Below are 13094 nucleotides of genomic sequence, written 5' to 3' on the forward strand. Positions count from 1 at the left end.
CGTTCCTCCTACCAACTCGACTTTGTAACGCCGGGGATTTGCCCTTCGCTTGCCAATTTTCTAAAACAAACACGGCACATTTTGAACTTTCGCAGATAACCTCTGGGGCGTCCGCAAACCTTGCATCTATTATACTGCCGTGTCGGATACTTCGCTTTTCTGTTAGCTTGATTAATTTTTGCAACTGTAGCCATGAAATCCTCTCTTACTTCCTAAAGGGCATACCAAACTTTGCAAGAAGCGATCTTGCCTCTTGATCAGTCTCGGCAGAAGTTACTACGCTCACATTCAATCCAGAAATACGTTCAATCTTATCGAAGTCGATTTCGGGGAAGATGATCTGCTCGGTAATACCCACTGAATAGTTTCCGCGACCGTCAAAACCGTTCGGGTTAACTCCGCGGAAATCCTTAACACGCGGCAAAGCAACATTGATAAAGCGGTCTAAGAATTCATACATTCTAGCACCGCGCAGTGTTACCATTGCCCCAATCTCATTTCCCTCACGAAGTTTAAAGTTTGCTATACTCTTTCTTGCCTTTGTTTTCACAGCTTTTTGACCGGTGATTGTTTCAAGGTCAGTTACTGCAGCATCAAGTAGTTTCCTATTCGTGAGAGCTACACCAACACCCATGCTTACTACGACTTTTTTAAGCCGAGGAATTTGCATAACGGAACTGTAGTTAAATTCCTTTTTAAGCTCGGGCATGATCTGTTCCGTATAGACTTTCTTAAGCCGAGGTACGTAATTACTCATTATAACGCTTCTCCACACTTACGGCAGACTCTTATTTTTTTGCCGTCCTTTATTTCGTATGCAATTCGGGTTTTGCCGCACTTCTTGCATATAATCATAACATTGGATGCAGATATCGGAGCTTCAATTTCTACAATTCCGCCCTGATCCTGCTGGCTTCGTTTGCGCATGGCTTTTTTTGTCATATTAAGCCCGCCGACGATAACCTTATTATCTTCCTGCAAGACCTTTACGACTTCGCCCCGCTTGCCCCTTTCCTTACCTGCAATAATTTCAACACTATCATTGCGGTGAATCTTCATCTTTCCTGCCATAAACTCTCCTTAAAGAACTTCCGGAGCAAGAGAAACTATCTTCATGAAATCATGATCACGAAGCTCTCTGGCTACAGGGCCGAAAATACGTTTTCCCTTAGGGTTTTTATTATCGTCGACGATTACGCAAGCGTTATCATCAAAGCGAATATAAGTTCCGTCGGGACGGCGGTATTCTTTTGAAACACGCACAATAACGGCTTTTTCTACCGTGCCCTTTTTAATAACCGATGTGGGCAAGGCTTCTTTAACTGCCACAACGATTATATCCCCAATACCTGCATATCTGCGTTTTGATCCGCCGATAACCTTAATACATTCGACGAGTTTAGCGCCTGAGTTATCGGCAACGTTTAATCTTGTTTCAACCTGTATCATTTACCTTAACTCCTTGCCTTACTTAGCCCGCTCAATAACTTCAGTAAGCATCCAAGCCTTCTCTTTACTGATAGGCTTATGCTCTACAATTCGTACTGTATCTCCGATGTGAGCTGTGTTCTCTTCATCGTGAGCCTTGTATTTTTTACTGCTCGATACGTATTTTTTGTAAAGCTTATGAAGCTTTTTAGTTCGGACTTCAACGACGATGGTTTTATTCATCTTGTCGCTTGTTACGATTCCGACAAACTCGCGCTTCCCGATTTTTTTTGTATTTTCTGTTGTTTCCACGGGTTAAGCTCCTAATTTGCACCTTCTCCGGCCAATTCTTTTTGGCGGATAAAGGTATTTAACATCGCTATTTCACGACGCATACTTCTCTTTTCAAGCGGGTTGTCCAAATGGCCTACCACAGCTTGAAATCTCAAATCCATGTATTTTTGCTTTAGTTCATTGCGTTTTGAAACAAGTTCCTTATACGACATTTCTCTGTACTTTGACTTCTTTTTCATTTTAAACGCTCCTTAGTCGGCCTGAATCTGCTCTGCAAACCTTGTCTTAAACGGAAGCTTGCTTCCTGCCAAGGTCATAGCTTGTTCGGCCAAATTCTTATCAACGCCGGCTAATTCAAAAATAATAGTTCCGGGTTTTACAACCGCTACCCAGTATTCGGGAGCGCCTTTTCCGCCGCCCATTCGAACCTCAGCGGGTTTCTTTGAATAGGGTTTATCCGGAAAAACTCGAATCCACAATTTTCCGCCTCGCTTAATCTTACGATTTAAAGCAACACGGGCAGCTTCAATTTGTCTGTTTGTAAGCAAAAAAGGCTCAAGAGAAACTAAGGCATAATCGCCGAAATCGATGCTGTTGCATCGAGTAGCTTCGCCCTTGATTCTACCGCGCTGAACCTTTCTATGTTTTACTCTTTTGGGACTAAACATAATTATTGCCTCCCTGCTTGAGCGGGCTTTTCAGAGCGGGGTCTTCTTTGCTTTTTGAGCAAGGCGCCTGCATCTTCTTTTTGTTCTCCGCCAAACATCATTCCGCTGTAAAGCCATACCTTAACGCCTATCTTTCCATAGGTTGTATCGGCTTCAGCAAAACCGTAGTCTATATCTGCCCGAAGTGTGTGAAGAGGAACTCGTCCTTCCTTCATTTCTTCGGTTCTCGACATTTCAGCACCGCCTAAGCGTCCTGAAATTCTGATCTTTATACCTTGAGCACCGGATCTCATCGTATTAAAACAAGCCTGTTTTAATACCTTTCGGAAAGAAGCTCTTCCGGCAAGCTGGCGTGCAACGTTTTGAGCAACTAAAGCAGCCCTTAATTCGGCTCTCTTTACTTCCTTAATTTTTATCTGCACTTTTTTGCCGAGCTTTTTCTGTATTATAGCTCCGATATTTTCGATATTGGCACCTTTTACACCGATTATAACGCCGGGACGAGCCGTGTGAATCATAATCGTAATCCTCTGGGGATGACGGATGATTTCCACTTCTGCAATATCAGCATTTTGACATTCAGGGATTTCCTGAATCATAGCTCGAATCTTTAAATCTTCAAGCAGTAAATCGGCATAGTTTCTGGGGCCTGCATACCAGCGAGACGACCAAGTTTTGTTTATACCAAGTCTTAATCCTGTAGGGTTTACTTTCTGTCCCATATCTACTCTCCTGCTCTCTCGTCAACGACAACTGTGATATGACACATGCGCTTTAAGAGAATGTCCGCACGGCCCTTGCCGCGACACCAAATTCTTTTTAGCCTGGGCCCTTCATCAATCATAATTTCCTTAACAAAGAGCATATCTTCGTCAAGCTGCTTGTTTTTATAAAGAGCGTTTGAGGCAGCCGATTTCATAGTCTGAGAAATTAAGACGGCTCCTTTTTGCGGCATATTTTCCAAAATAGCCATTGCTTCCGGATAAGGCTTGTTTTTTACGACGTTTGCCACCGGTCTTACCTTGGTAGGTGATGCAATAAGAAATTTCGTTGTTGCTCGATATCCTGTTCTTTCAGTCATCTTCATTCACCTATTTTCCAACCTTCTTGTCAGAGTTTGCATGTTTGCGGAATGTGCGCGTAGGAGCAAACTCTCCAAGTTTATGTCCAACAAGATTCTCGGTTATATAAACCGGAATCCACGTCTTGCCGTTATGTACCGAAATAGTGTTACCGACCATTTCAGGTATAATTGTAGAACAGCGGGAATAAGTCTTAATCGGTTTCTTCTTACCCGATCTGTTCATCTCGTTTACATTCTTAAAAAGACTCTTTGCAATAAAAGGTCCTTTTTTAACTGATCTTGACACTTGTGCAGCCCCCTAATTCTTCTTCTTTCGTCTTGAGACAATGAAGCTATCCGAAGGATTGCGCTTCTTGCGGGTCTTATAACCCTTACAAGGCTGACCCCAAGGAGTAACGGGATGTCTTCCCTTTCCTCGTCCTTCACCACCGCCGAGGGGGTGATCAATCGGGTTCATAGCCATACCGCGAACGGTGGGTCTGATTCCAAGCCATCTTGATCGACCGGCTTTGCCAAGACTTGTATTCATGTGATCTTCATTGCCGACTTCGCCTATTGTCGCATAACATTTTTTGTTTACTAAGCGAGTTTCTCCGGAAGGCAATCTTATGGTAACATATTCGCCTTCTTTTGCAGCAACCAATGCGCCGGCACCTGCCGAACGCGCCATTTGTCCGCCTCTTCCGATTGTAAGCTCAATATTATGCACGGTAAAGCCGACGGGAATAGCTTCCAAAGGAAGAGCATTTGCAACATCCAATGAAGCCATTTCGCCGCTCATAATCTTTTGACCGATTCTTAAACCCTTGGGAGCGATGATATATCGTTTTTCTCCGTCGGCGTAAAAAATCAATGCAATATTTGCACTGCGGTTAGGATCATACTCGATTGTCCTTACAGTGCCCGGAATACCATATTTATTTCGCTTAAAATCGATTTGTCGGTATTTCTGTTTATGTCCGCCGCCTTGGCCTCGAACTGAAATGCGTCCTCTTGAATCGCGTCCCGCTCTGTTCTTTTTACCTGTAGTCAAAGACTTTTCAGGCTTTTGAGCTGTAATTTCATCTTTTCGCAAATCAATTCGTCCGCGCAATCCGGGCGTCATCGGCTTATATTCTTTTAGAGCCATTTTGCTATCCCCTTAGCATAAGCACATTAAGGCTTACGCACCTTCAAAAATCTTAATTGTCTCGCCCTTAGCAAGTTTTACGGTTGCCTTTTTCCAAGATGAAGTTTTACCTTCCTTGTAGCGGAGACGCTTAGTCTTTCCTCGAACATTAACAACAGTACAATCGGTAACTTTTACATTGAACAATCTTCGTACTGCTTCCTTTATCTGAATCTTGGTAGCCTTAGGTGCTACTTTGAAAACATATTTGCCCTGCTCGCGAAGTTCTGTGCTTTTTTCGGTAAGAACAGGCGCGATAAGTATATCATTGTATTCCATTATTATTCGGCCTCCTTACATCCGTAAAATTCAGAAAGATTTTTTGCGGCAGATTCAAGCATAATAACTTTTCGGCCGTAGAATAAATCGTGGGCTCGAAGGCGGTTATATGCCAAGAATGAAAGATGCGGAATATTGCGGCCTGCTCTTTTTACCAAAGAATCATCGTCCTTTAGAATAATAACAGCACGCTCACCCTTTGCAAAGTTATTTAAAATCTTTACAAGGTCGCGGGTTTTTCCGCTTTCTACCGTAAAGTCTTCTACAACCACTAACCTGTCGTTTTGAGCTTTAAGGCTCAAAATTGACTTCATAGCCAATCTTTTTGCTTTTTTAGGCATAGAATAGCTGAAATCTCTAGGTTTAGGTCCAAAAATAGTTCCTCCTCCCACTAAAAGAGGGGAATTTTTATCACCGCGTCTTGCACGTCCTGTACCTTTTTGGCTGTAAGGCTTGGCATTTGAACCGTGAACCTCAGCTCTGCCCTTTGTACAAGCCGTTCCGACTCGTTTATTGGCTAGTTCATTATTGATGGCGTAGTAAATAACATCATCATTTACGGGAAGACCGAACACCTTGTCATCAAGATTAATTGTCCTCAATTCTTTACCATCGACTGAATAGACTTTCTTTTCCATGTCTTCTACCGTCCTTATTTAGCCCGCTTTACTGCGGATTTTAAGAATACAGTTGCATCCTTTTTACCCGGAACAGAACCGCGAACCATTATAACACCCAATTCAGGATCAATCTTTACGATTTGCAAATTTTGAACGGTAACCTTGTCAAAACCCATTCTTCCGGGCATTGTCGTATTTTTAAAAGAACGACCCGGAGTTGTACAGTGTCCCGTCGAACCTGCTTCACGGTGGAACTTAGAACCATGGCTTGCTCTACCGCCCCCATAGCCCCATCGCTTCATAACACCCTGAAAACCTTTACCTTTTGAAATTGCCGTAATGTCTAAATACGAAACTTTTTCAAAAGCCTCTACACCGAGCTTATCACCTACTGCGACTTCTTTGTCAAAATCACGGAATTCCTTTAAAAGTTTTAAAGGCTTGATGTCTCCGCTGAACTGTCCTGCATAGGGTTTGCTGGTGTGCTTTTCTTTGAGCTCACCCAAACCGAGCACTACTGAAGAGTATCCGAACTTTTCCTTGTCCTTTAGTGCAACAACGGTATTGGGTTCTACCTGAATAACCGTAACCGGCATAAGATGACCGACTTCATTGAAGATTTGGGTCATGCCGATTTTTTTTCCAATCAGTCCAATCATTTAAATTCTCCTAAGGTACGCACCCCTGATTAAAGGCCGTCTACCATTGATTTGATTAAATCTTATTGTTTAATTTCTACATCAACATCGGCTGAAAGCTCCAATGCCAATAAAGCATTCATAACTTCTGCCGAAGGTTCGATAATATCGATTAACCTTTTGTGTGTCCGCATTTCAAACTGCTCACGCGACTTTTTATTTACGTGAGGCGAGCGAAGCACCGTAAACTTGTTAATCCGAGTGGGAAGCGGAATAGGACCGCAAACCTTTGCACCTGCTTTTTGAACAGCCTGTACAATAGCCCTTGAACTCTGATCAACCAACTCTACATCGAATCCGCGAAGCTTTACGCGAATCTTTTCCTTTGTCATCATTTCCTCCGAAGAGATGCAAACGGCACTTGCAAAAAGCGCAAGCGCCGTTTTTTGCATCATTTATTCGATAATGTTAGTTACCTGACCCGAAGCAATAGTTCGTCCGCCTTCGCGAATAGCGAGTTTAAGACCTTGATCCATAGCTATGGGGTGAATAAGTTCACCGATAATCTTTGTATTATCGCCGGGCTTAACCATGTCTGTTCCTTCAGGAAGGTTTACAGTTCCGGTAATATCGGTTGTTCTAAAATAGAACTGAGGTCTGTAACCTGAGAAGAAGGGACTGTGTCGTCCGCCTTCTTCTTTTGAAAGAACATAAATCTGAGCTTCAAATTTGGTATGAGGATGAATTGAACCGGGCTTGGCAAGAACCTGTCCGCGTTCAACTTCTTTCTTTTCAATACCTCTCAAGAGAAGACCTACGTTGTCTCCTGCTTCACCCTGATCAAGAAGCTTGTTGAACATTTCGATACCGGTAACAACGGTTTTCTTTGTGGGCTTAATACCTACAATTTCAACTTCTTCGTTCATCTTGATAATACCGCGCTCGATTCTTCCTGTAACAACGGTACCGCGGCCCTGAATTGTAAAGATATCTTCAATGGGGAGAAGGAAGGGTTTATCCGAATCGCGGACAGGATCCTTGAAGTAACTGTCCATTGTCTGGAGCAATTCTTCGATGCAAGCCGTATCCTCTGCGGAAGCACCGTCCTGTAAAGCCTTAAATGCAGAACCCTTAATAATAGGAGTATCCTCAGGGAAGCCGTAAGATGCCAAAGTTTCACGAACTTCTTCTTCTACCAAATCTACAAGTTCGGGATCATCAACAAGGTCAACCTTATTAAGGAAGACGATGATTGAAGGTACACCTACCTGACGGGCGAGAAGCAAGTGTTCTTTTGTCTGAGGCATAACCGAGTCCGGAGCAGAAACTACAAGAATAGCACCGTCCATCTGAGCAGCACCGGTGATCATGTTTTTAACATAGTCAGCGTGGCCGGGGCAGTCGATGTGTGCATAGTGTCTCTTATCGGACTGATATTCCAAGTGTCGGGTATTGATAGTAATACCGCGCTCTTTTTCTTCCGGAGCATTGTCGATCTCGTCATATTTTAGAAGCTTATCACCGTACTTCTTTGCACAATACGTAGTGATCGCTGCCGAAAGAGTGGTCTTACCATGGTCAACGTGACCGATGGTACCAACATTCATGTGAACTTTCGTTCTGTTAAATTTTTCCTTTGCCATGAGATCCTCCTAAAAGACGTAGGCAAGTCTAATATTTCCCGCATTAAAAATGACGAGATTAAAAAGTTAACCGGTCTTTCGTAACCGAAAAACAAGCTTAACAAAGAAACAAACCGGAGAAACATAAGACAGTGATTAAAATCAGATAAGATTTAAGCATTTTCTTTATTTAAAGAAAAAAGCTTTTTATCCACCGCCCATAGGTTTTCGGACAGCATTCGGACCCACCTGATCACCTGTAAACCGTAACTCCGATGACTGGTTTGGCATCCTGCGAAGTTTTAAAGATTTCTTTCCTCATTTGCTTAAACAAGGACGGCATCCGCCTGCCTAAAAGGCTTTACGGCAATGCAAAACTTCTAAAGAATACCGATTTAAAGCCCTTTTTAGGCCCTAAATCATAATTTCAATATCAGCGTTCCTTATACCATAAAGAATAAAAAATGTCAATAGGAAAATCATTCATTTTATAAAAAACTCCTTGACATTAATTTACAAAAGTTTTAGAATTACTTTACAATTTTCAAACCATACAGGTGCCGAAATTCGGTTAAAAGGGAAGCACGGTGTAATTCCGTCACGGTCCCGCCGCTGTAAGAGACTAGTCTTTTTAAAATATGTCACTCGGGAAATCGGGGAAGGCTTAAAAAGATGCTGAAACTCGAAGTCAGAATACCTGCCTGTAAAGGACTAAGCCTTGTGCTTTACGAGCGATAAAGTACGGGACACTAAAGGAACTTATAGTATCTTTGTTTTCTCTATAGCTTAATAAGATCCCAAAAGTATCTTTGTACCCGCTGCATAAACTTATACCTTTTAGTTTGAAGCCGTAAAATAAACACACTATTTTTGGGGGAAGTATGAAAAAGATTTTTTTTCGCTCAATGCTGCTATTATTGGCAGTTTCGTTTTTTTTAGGATGCAGTCCTAAGGAAGATCAATCACAAAATTCGGGCAAATCAATGCCTAAAATGGAAGGAGCCCATTATCCTGTAACAATTACCACATATAATTATGCGGGAGAACCTGTAGACCTTACATTTGAAAAAGCCCCGGAAAAGGTTGCCGCCTTTTACCAAAGCCCTATCGAAACAATGCTCGCCCTCGGTCTTTCCGATAAGCTTATTCTTGCAGTCGGGCTTGATGATCCGGTTAAAGACGAATTTAAAGAAGCTTTCAGCAAAGTGGATTACCGCGACAAGCGTCCTGAAAAAGAAGAAATTATCGACATGGAACCGGATTTTATTTTTGCATGGACATCATTATTCGGTGAAAAGCGTTATGGAGATGTAAAATTCTGGCATGACAGAGGTACAAAAACCTACATTTGGCAAAACTCAGGCTTAAAAAAAGAAGATGCTCTCGAAAACGAATATCAGGACATTCTCAATATAGGTAAAATTTTCAATGTAGAAGACAAAGCTCAAGAAATTGTCGATAAGATGAAAACTGAAATTGCCGCAGCAAAAAAACACGTCGAAGGCAAAACAAAGGTAAAGGCCATAATAATTGAAGTAGAAAAAGAAGGCCAGTACCGTGTTTATGGGGAAAGAACTATCGGCGGGCAAATTGCAATGCAGGTCGGTGCCGATCTTGTAGGTAAGGATAAAAAAGGAATAGGCAAGGAAGAACTAATCGAGCTTAATCCCGATGTTATCTTTACGGTTTACTTCGGCGACTATATTGAAAAAGACCAATCTATAGAAATGCTCACAAAAGATAATGCTTTACAAAGCATAGCAGCACTTCAAAACAAAAAAGTTTTTCCGATTAATTTAAGTGAAGTTTATGCCAGCGGCATAAGAACCTATGACGGAATAAAGACAATTATCTCAGGTTTATATCCTGACCTATAATATGCAAAACAATAAAAACAAAGTGCTGAAAATAGTTTTTCTATCTTCAGCACTTCTTTTTCCTTTGGCGGGACTTTTAATTTCCATAGTTCTATCGGTAGGATTCGGAGCTGTACGCATAGCTCCCGCCGAAATCTTAAAAATCGCTCAATTTAAAATCTTAGGTGCCGGAAGCCTTGAAGGAATTAAAAAGTCGGCTATCGACATAGTTTGGATTGTCCGTATGCCTAGGATACTTTTAGCCTGTCTTACCGGAATGGGCTTAGCCGTAACCGGAGTTGTCATGCAGGCAATAGTACAAAACTCATTGGCAGACCCTTATATATTGGGCATTTCATCGGGAGCTTCTCTTGGGGCAACTCTTGCAATCGCTTTGGGCGTGGGTGCAAAACTGGGGCCTAATTATGTAGGCTTGTGTGCCTGCTTTTCCGCCTTTGGAACAGCCTTAATCGTAATAAATGCCGCCAACATAAAAGGCAGAGCCAATTCCGCAAAATTACTGATGGCCGGTATTGCCATAAGCACGATTTTTTCAGCCTTTTCTTCGTTTATAGTCTTTACTACAAAAAACAGGGAAGCTATAAGAAGCATTACCTTTTGGCTTATGGGAGGCTTCGGCGGAGCAAAATGGGAAAACCTCGGACTCCTTGCCGGAGTTATATTTTTAGGAATCTTCTTTTTTATGACACAATACCGCACCCTTAACCTGATGCTCCTCGGCGACAGCGTATCAATTACATTAGGAAAGGATTTGCATATTTACCGCCAAGTTTATCTTTTGATATGTTCCGCCATTGTAGGTTTTTTAGTATACAATGCAGGCATAATCGGCTTTATAGGCTTAATAATCCCGCACATTTCAAGAATATTTTGGGGAACAAATCATAAAAATATAATTCCGTCATCCGTACTGATAGGAGCCATAATTCTTATATGGGCAGACGTACTTGCACGCTCTGTTTCCAGCTTAGGTGAAATACCCGTAGGGGTTGTAATCTCTCTTATAGGTTCGCCGGTATTTTTATATTTATTGATAAATAAAGAATACGGGTTTGGAGGTAAAGCATAATGATTCTCGACATCAGCTCTCTTTCATTTAACTTCGGAAGCAAAAATATTTTAGCCGATATTGATCTTTCAATTAAAAACAACGGAATTGTAGGCATAATCGATCCCAACGGTTCAGGAAAAAGCACCCTACTCAAATGTATATACCGAGTTCTTAAACCCAAAACCGGCACCATATTTATCGACGGTAAGAACATAAATGACTATCAGTTTAAAGAAACGGCAAAAAAGATGGCTGTAGTTGCCCAGCATAATGACACCCATTTTGACTTTAACGTGCTTGAGATGGTTTTAATCGGCCGCTCGCCCCATAAAAAATTTATGGAGAGGGATTCAGCCGAGGATATTGAACTGGCGTACAAGTCTCTTGAACAAGTGAATATGAAAGATTTTGCCGACCGCAATTTTTCAAGCCTGTCGGGTGGAGAAAAGCAAAGAATTATTTTAGCCCGTGCCTTAGTGCAAAACACGGATTGTTTAATCCTCGACGAGCCTACAAACCATCTGGACATAAAACATCAGCTGCACTTTATGAGCCTTGCAAAAGATTTAAAAATAACCGTTATATCGGCAATCCATGATCTTAACATAGCTGCAATGTATTGCGATAAAATATATGCTTTAAAAGAAGGACAAATTATCGCCTCAGGCAGTGTAAATGAGGTTATCACAGAAGAAGTAATTAAGACCTTATATGATGTAGAAGCCAAAATCATTTATGATGAAGAAAAAAAGCCCCATGTAATATTTAAAAGTATTTAACCGGCTTTTATCTTTTATCCAAACCTATACACTTTTTTTTATGAATATGATACACTGCATCCTTATTTCACATAAAAGGAGACTTTATGCGCGCTTTTTTTAAGCTCTCTCCGGTCTTATTACTTGCAGGTTTGATGATGATTTCAAACATAGAATCTTTTTCAAATGCCTTGGGATTTAAGCTGGACATTTTAATCATAGCCCCTATAGCGGTAATCTATGCTTCCATAGTCGCTATGATAACCGAAAAATTCAAATTCAACGATATTTTAAACTCCGCCGTAGACAATGTTAAGGAAATGCAGCTGGTATTTTTTATCCTTATGTTTGCCTATGCGATGGCCGATGCCTTTATGTCTACAGGAGTCGGAGCCTCGATTATAACTTTAAGCCTAAACATAGGCATTTCCGCCAGAACAGTAGCCCTTGTTGCCTTTTTGGTTTCATCGGTATTGTCGGTTGCCACGGGAACCTCATGGGGAACCTTTGCAGCCTGTGCTCCTATCTTCTTGTGGATGACCCATATTTTAAATGGGAACTTGGTTTTAAGCATTGCAGCTATTGCAGGCGGCTCATGCTTCGGCGATAACCTAGGCCTTATCTCGGACACAACGGTCGTAAGCTCAGGCATTCACAGGGTTGAAGTTACTCACCGTATGAAAAATCAGGGGCTTTGGTCTCTGGTGTGCTTGATTATAGCCGGAGGCTTATTTTTAATTGCAGGCTTAAGCCTCCCGGGAGATGCCGTAAGTCCGCAAAAAGCCATCAAAGCCATTCCCCAAGAAGTTTGGACAAAATTGGCTGAAGAAAAGCCGGTCGCAGTTGACCTTCTCAATCAGGTACAGCACGGAGTCCCCGTTTACATGGTAATTCCGCTCATTCTGGTTATAGGGATTGCCTTAAAAGGCTACTCTACCCTCCTTTGCCTTGGAGCAGGTATAGTTTCATGCTTTATCTTAGGCCGCTTTGCAGGAACGGTTTCAGGCCTTCTTGCCTTTTTTGACATAGTGTATAACGGCTTTGTAGGGGCCGGCTCGTGGGTTATCATAATGATGATGTGGGTCGCAGCCTTCGGCGGAATTATGTCGAAGATGGATGCCTTTAGGCCTCTATCAAACCTTGCCGTAAAACTTTCCCGAAATGTAAGACAGCTGATGTTCTGGAACGGTATTATCTCTTTATTAGGAAACGCAGCCCTTGCCGATGAAATGGCTCAAATAGTTACCGTCGGCCCGATTATCCGAGACATCACGGAAGAAAACGTAGAAGGCGATGAAAAGGACCTTTATTCCTTAAAATTGAGAAACGCAACCTTCTCCTCAGCCCTCGGCATCTTCGGCTCCCAGCTGATTCCTTGGCATGTTTATTTAAGCTTTTTTATCGGCATCGCAGGCACGGTATATCCGCTTTACCAATTCAGTCAGACCCAGATAATAAAGTACAACTTTATGGCACATATCTCGGTCATAACCATTCTATTATTTACCCTGTTCGGTATCGACAGAATCTTCCCCAAATTCGGCATCGCAAGCGAACCGAAAGTAAGGTTAAAGAAAAAATAAAAGCAAAAAAAGCTGCACTGAGGG

General features: G+C 42.0%; 21 protein-coding genes and 1 riboswitch. Of the genes, 5 read left to right on the plus strand and 16 right to left on the minus strand.

The window, feature by feature from the left end:
• Positions 1-8 precede the first annotated feature (8 nt).
• From E4N78_RS11205 to tuf, 16 genes are all read right to left on the minus strand, one after another.
• Entirely contained in the window at positions 9-194 is a 186-nt protein-coding gene (locus E4N78_RS11205) for a type Z 30S ribosomal protein S14 (RefSeq protein WP_002670020.1), read from the minus strand.
• A gap of 11 nt (positions 195-205) precedes the next feature.
• Positions 206-757 (minus strand): 50S ribosomal protein L5, encoded by a 552-nt coding sequence (rplE, locus tag E4N78_RS11210; RefSeq protein WP_044977700.1) that lies wholly within the window; start codon positions 755-757, stop codon positions 206-208.
• The gene (gene rplX, locus E4N78_RS11215; protein ID WP_255810628.1) at positions 757-1071 is read right to left on the minus strand and encodes a 50S ribosomal protein L24; all 315 of its coding nucleotides are present in this window, start codon (positions 1069-1071) and stop codon (positions 757-759) included. The genes rplE and rplX overlap by 1 nt, the downstream gene beginning before the upstream one ends.
• Positions 1072-1080: 9 nt before the next feature.
• Positions 1081-1449: a 50S ribosomal protein L14 gene (gene rplN / locus E4N78_RS11220; protein WP_002670011.1), complete on the minus strand. Its 369-nt coding sequence runs from the start codon at positions 1447-1449 to the stop codon at positions 1081-1083.
• A gap of 18 nt (positions 1450-1467) precedes the next feature.
• Positions 1468-1740 carry a 30S ribosomal protein S17 gene (rpsQ, locus tag E4N78_RS11225; protein WP_044977703.1) on the minus strand — a complete coding sequence of 91 codons (273 nt, stop codon included), beginning with the start codon at positions 1738-1740 and terminating at the stop codon, positions 1468-1470.
• Between the two features lie 11 nt (positions 1741-1751).
• On the minus strand, positions 1752-1961 hold the full coding sequence (rpmC, locus tag E4N78_RS11230) for a 50S ribosomal protein L29 (protein WP_255810629.1): 210 nt from the start codon (positions 1959-1961) through the stop codon (positions 1752-1754).
• A 12-nt stretch (positions 1962-1973) separates the two neighbouring features.
• The gene (gene rplP / locus E4N78_RS11235; protein ID WP_255812357.1) at positions 1974-2393 is read right to left on the minus strand and encodes a 50S ribosomal protein L16; all 420 of its coding nucleotides are present in this window, start codon (positions 2391-2393) and stop codon (positions 1974-1976) included.
• Positions 2393-3112, minus strand: a complete 720-nt coding sequence (gene rpsC / locus E4N78_RS11240; protein ID WP_255810630.1) for a 30S ribosomal protein S3 — start codon at positions 3110-3112, stop codon at positions 2393-2395. Before rpsC ends, rplP begins: the two co-directional genes overlap by 1 nt.
• A gap of 2 nt (positions 3113-3114) precedes the next feature.
• Positions 3115-3477, minus strand: a complete 363-nt coding sequence (rplV, locus tag E4N78_RS11245) for a 50S ribosomal protein L22 (RefSeq protein WP_002670000.1) — start codon at positions 3475-3477, stop codon at positions 3115-3117.
• Positions 3478-3481: 4 nt separating this feature from the next.
• Positions 3482-3760: a 30S ribosomal protein S19 gene (gene rpsS / locus E4N78_RS11250; RefSeq protein ID WP_002669999.1), complete on the minus strand. Its 279-nt coding sequence runs from the start codon at positions 3758-3760 to the stop codon at positions 3482-3484.
• A gap of 12 nt (positions 3761-3772) precedes the next feature.
• Positions 3773-4603 carry a 50S ribosomal protein L2 gene (gene rplB / locus E4N78_RS11255; RefSeq protein WP_255810631.1) on the minus strand — a complete coding sequence of 277 codons (831 nt, stop codon included), beginning with the start codon at positions 4601-4603 and terminating at the stop codon, positions 3773-3775.
• A gap of 33 nt (positions 4604-4636) precedes the next feature.
• Positions 4637-4921: a 50S ribosomal protein L23 gene (locus tag E4N78_RS11260; RefSeq protein WP_002672216.1), complete on the minus strand. Its 285-nt coding sequence runs from the start codon at positions 4919-4921 to the stop codon at positions 4637-4639.
• 2 nt (positions 4922-4923) lie between these two features.
• Positions 4924-5559: a 50S ribosomal protein L4 gene (rplD, locus tag E4N78_RS11265; RefSeq protein WP_255810632.1), complete on the minus strand. Its 636-nt coding sequence runs from the start codon at positions 5557-5559 to the stop codon at positions 4924-4926.
• 14 nt (positions 5560-5573) lie between these two features.
• Positions 5574-6200, minus strand: coding sequence for a 50S ribosomal protein L3 (gene rplC, locus E4N78_RS11270; RefSeq protein ID WP_002669995.1), 627 nt, complete (start codon positions 6198-6200; stop codon positions 5574-5576).
• A 62-nt stretch (positions 6201-6262) separates the two neighbouring features.
• On the minus strand, positions 6263-6571 hold the full coding sequence (rpsJ, locus tag E4N78_RS11275; RefSeq protein WP_255812358.1) for a 30S ribosomal protein S10: 309 nt from the start codon (positions 6569-6571) through the stop codon (positions 6263-6265).
• 63 nt (positions 6572-6634) lie between these two features.
• Entirely contained in the window at positions 6635-7822 is a 1188-nt protein-coding gene (gene tuf, locus E4N78_RS11280; RefSeq protein ID WP_255810633.1) for an elongation factor Tu, read from the minus strand.
• Positions 7823-8076: 254 nt separating this feature from the next.
• On the opposite strand from tuf, the gene E4N78_RS11285 reads away from it, so the two are divergent.
• The 5 genes from E4N78_RS11285 to E4N78_RS11305 all read left to right on the plus strand — a co-directional run bounded on the left by E4N78_RS11285 (position 8077) and on the right by E4N78_RS11305 (position 13070).
• Positions 8077-8226, plus strand: coding sequence for a hypothetical protein (locus E4N78_RS11285; protein WP_155117328.1), 150 nt, complete (start codon positions 8077-8079; stop codon positions 8224-8226).
• Between the two features lie 113 nt (positions 8227-8339).
• Positions 8340-8520: riboswitch (cobalamin riboswitch) on the plus strand.
• A 162-nt stretch (positions 8521-8682) separates the two neighbouring features.
• Positions 8683-9678: an ABC transporter substrate-binding protein gene (locus E4N78_RS11290; protein WP_255810635.1), complete on the plus strand. Its 996-nt coding sequence runs from the start codon at positions 8683-8685 to the stop codon at positions 9676-9678.
• A 1-nt stretch (position 9679) separates the two neighbouring features.
• A complete protein-coding gene (locus tag E4N78_RS11295; RefSeq protein WP_255810636.1) occupies positions 9680-10747 on the plus strand; it encodes a FecCD family ABC transporter permease in 1068 nt (355 codons plus the stop codon).
• Positions 10747-11508 carry an ABC transporter ATP-binding protein gene (locus E4N78_RS11300; RefSeq protein ID WP_255810637.1) on the plus strand — a complete coding sequence of 254 codons (762 nt, stop codon included), beginning with the start codon at positions 10747-10749 and terminating at the stop codon, positions 11506-11508. Before E4N78_RS11295 ends, E4N78_RS11300 begins: the two co-directional genes overlap by 1 nt.
• A gap of 86 nt (positions 11509-11594) precedes the next feature.
• Entirely contained in the window at positions 11595-13070 is a 1476-nt protein-coding gene (locus tag E4N78_RS11305) for a Na+/H+ antiporter NhaC family protein (RefSeq protein WP_255810638.1), read from the plus strand.
• Positions 13071-13094: the final 24 nt, after the last annotated feature.

The organism is Treponema denticola (genome assembly GCF_024400535.1).
In the GTDB taxonomy this organism is placed as follows: domain Bacteria; phylum Spirochaetota; class Spirochaetia; order Treponematales; family Treponemataceae; genus Treponema_B; species Treponema_B denticola_C.

What these genes read in the sequence shown, in the direction of transcription:
- rpmC (WP_255810629.1), bottom strand. Translation starts at nt 1,961, where the DNA reads ATGAAAAAGAAGTCAAAGTACAGAGAAATGTCGTATAAGGAACTTGTT.
- rplX (WP_255810628.1), bottom strand. Translation starts at nt 1,071, where the DNA reads ATGGCAGGAAAGATGAAGATTCACCGCAATGATAGTGTTGAAATTATT.
- rplE (WP_044977700.1), bottom strand. Translation starts at nt 757, where the DNA reads ATGAGTAATTACGTACCTCGGCTTAAGAAAGTCTATACGGAACAGATC.
- E4N78_RS11305 (WP_255810638.1), top strand. Translation starts at nt 11,595, where the DNA reads ATGCGCGCTTTTTTTAAGCTCTCTCCGGTCTTATTACTTGCAGGTTTG.
- E4N78_RS11290 (WP_255810635.1), top strand. Translation starts at nt 8,683, where the DNA reads ATGAAAAAGATTTTTTTTCGCTCAATGCTGCTATTATTGGCAGTTTCG.
- tuf (WP_255810633.1), bottom strand. Translation starts at nt 7,822, where the DNA reads ATGGCAAAGGAAAAATTTAACAGAACGAAAGTTCACATGAATGTTGGT.
- E4N78_RS11260 (WP_002672216.1), bottom strand. Translation starts at nt 4,921, where the DNA reads ATGGAATACAATGATATACTTATCGCGCCTGTTCTTACCGAAAAAAGC.
- rplV (WP_002670000.1), bottom strand. Translation starts at nt 3,477, where the DNA reads ATGAAGATGACTGAAAGAACAGGATATCGAGCAACAACGAAATTTCTT.
- E4N78_RS11285 (WP_155117328.1), top strand. Translation starts at nt 8,077, where the DNA reads ATGACTGGTTTGGCATCCTGCGAAGTTTTAAAGATTTCTTTCCTCATT.
- rplN (WP_002670011.1), bottom strand. Translation starts at nt 1,449, where the DNA reads ATGATACAGGTTGAAACAAGATTAAACGTTGCCGATAACTCAGGCGCT.
- E4N78_RS11295 (WP_255810636.1), top strand. Translation starts at nt 9,680, where the DNA reads ATGCAAAACAATAAAAACAAAGTGCTGAAAATAGTTTTTCTATCTTCA.
- rplB (WP_255810631.1), bottom strand. Translation starts at nt 4,603, where the DNA reads ATGGCTCTAAAAGAATATAAGCCGATGACGCCCGGATTGCGCGGACGA.
- rplD (WP_255810632.1), bottom strand. Translation starts at nt 5,559, where the DNA reads ATGGAAAAGAAAGTCTATTCAGTCGATGGTAAAGAATTGAGGACAATT.
- rplC (WP_002669995.1), bottom strand. Translation starts at nt 6,200, where the DNA reads ATGATTGGACTGATTGGAAAAAAAATCGGCATGACCCAAATCTTCAAT.
- E4N78_RS11300 (WP_255810637.1), top strand. Translation starts at nt 10,747, where the DNA reads ATGATTCTCGACATCAGCTCTCTTTCATTTAACTTCGGAAGCAAAAAT.
- rpsJ (WP_255812358.1), bottom strand. Translation starts at nt 6,571, where the DNA reads ATGACAAAGGAAAAGATTCGCGTAAAGCTTCGCGGATTCGATGTAGAG.
- E4N78_RS11205 (WP_002670020.1), bottom strand. Translation starts at nt 194, where the DNA reads ATGGCTACAGTTGCAAAAATTAATCAAGCTAACAGAAAAGCGAAGTAT.
- rpsC (WP_255810630.1), bottom strand. Translation starts at nt 3,112, where the DNA reads ATGGGACAGAAAGTAAACCCTACAGGATTAAGACTTGGTATAAACAAA.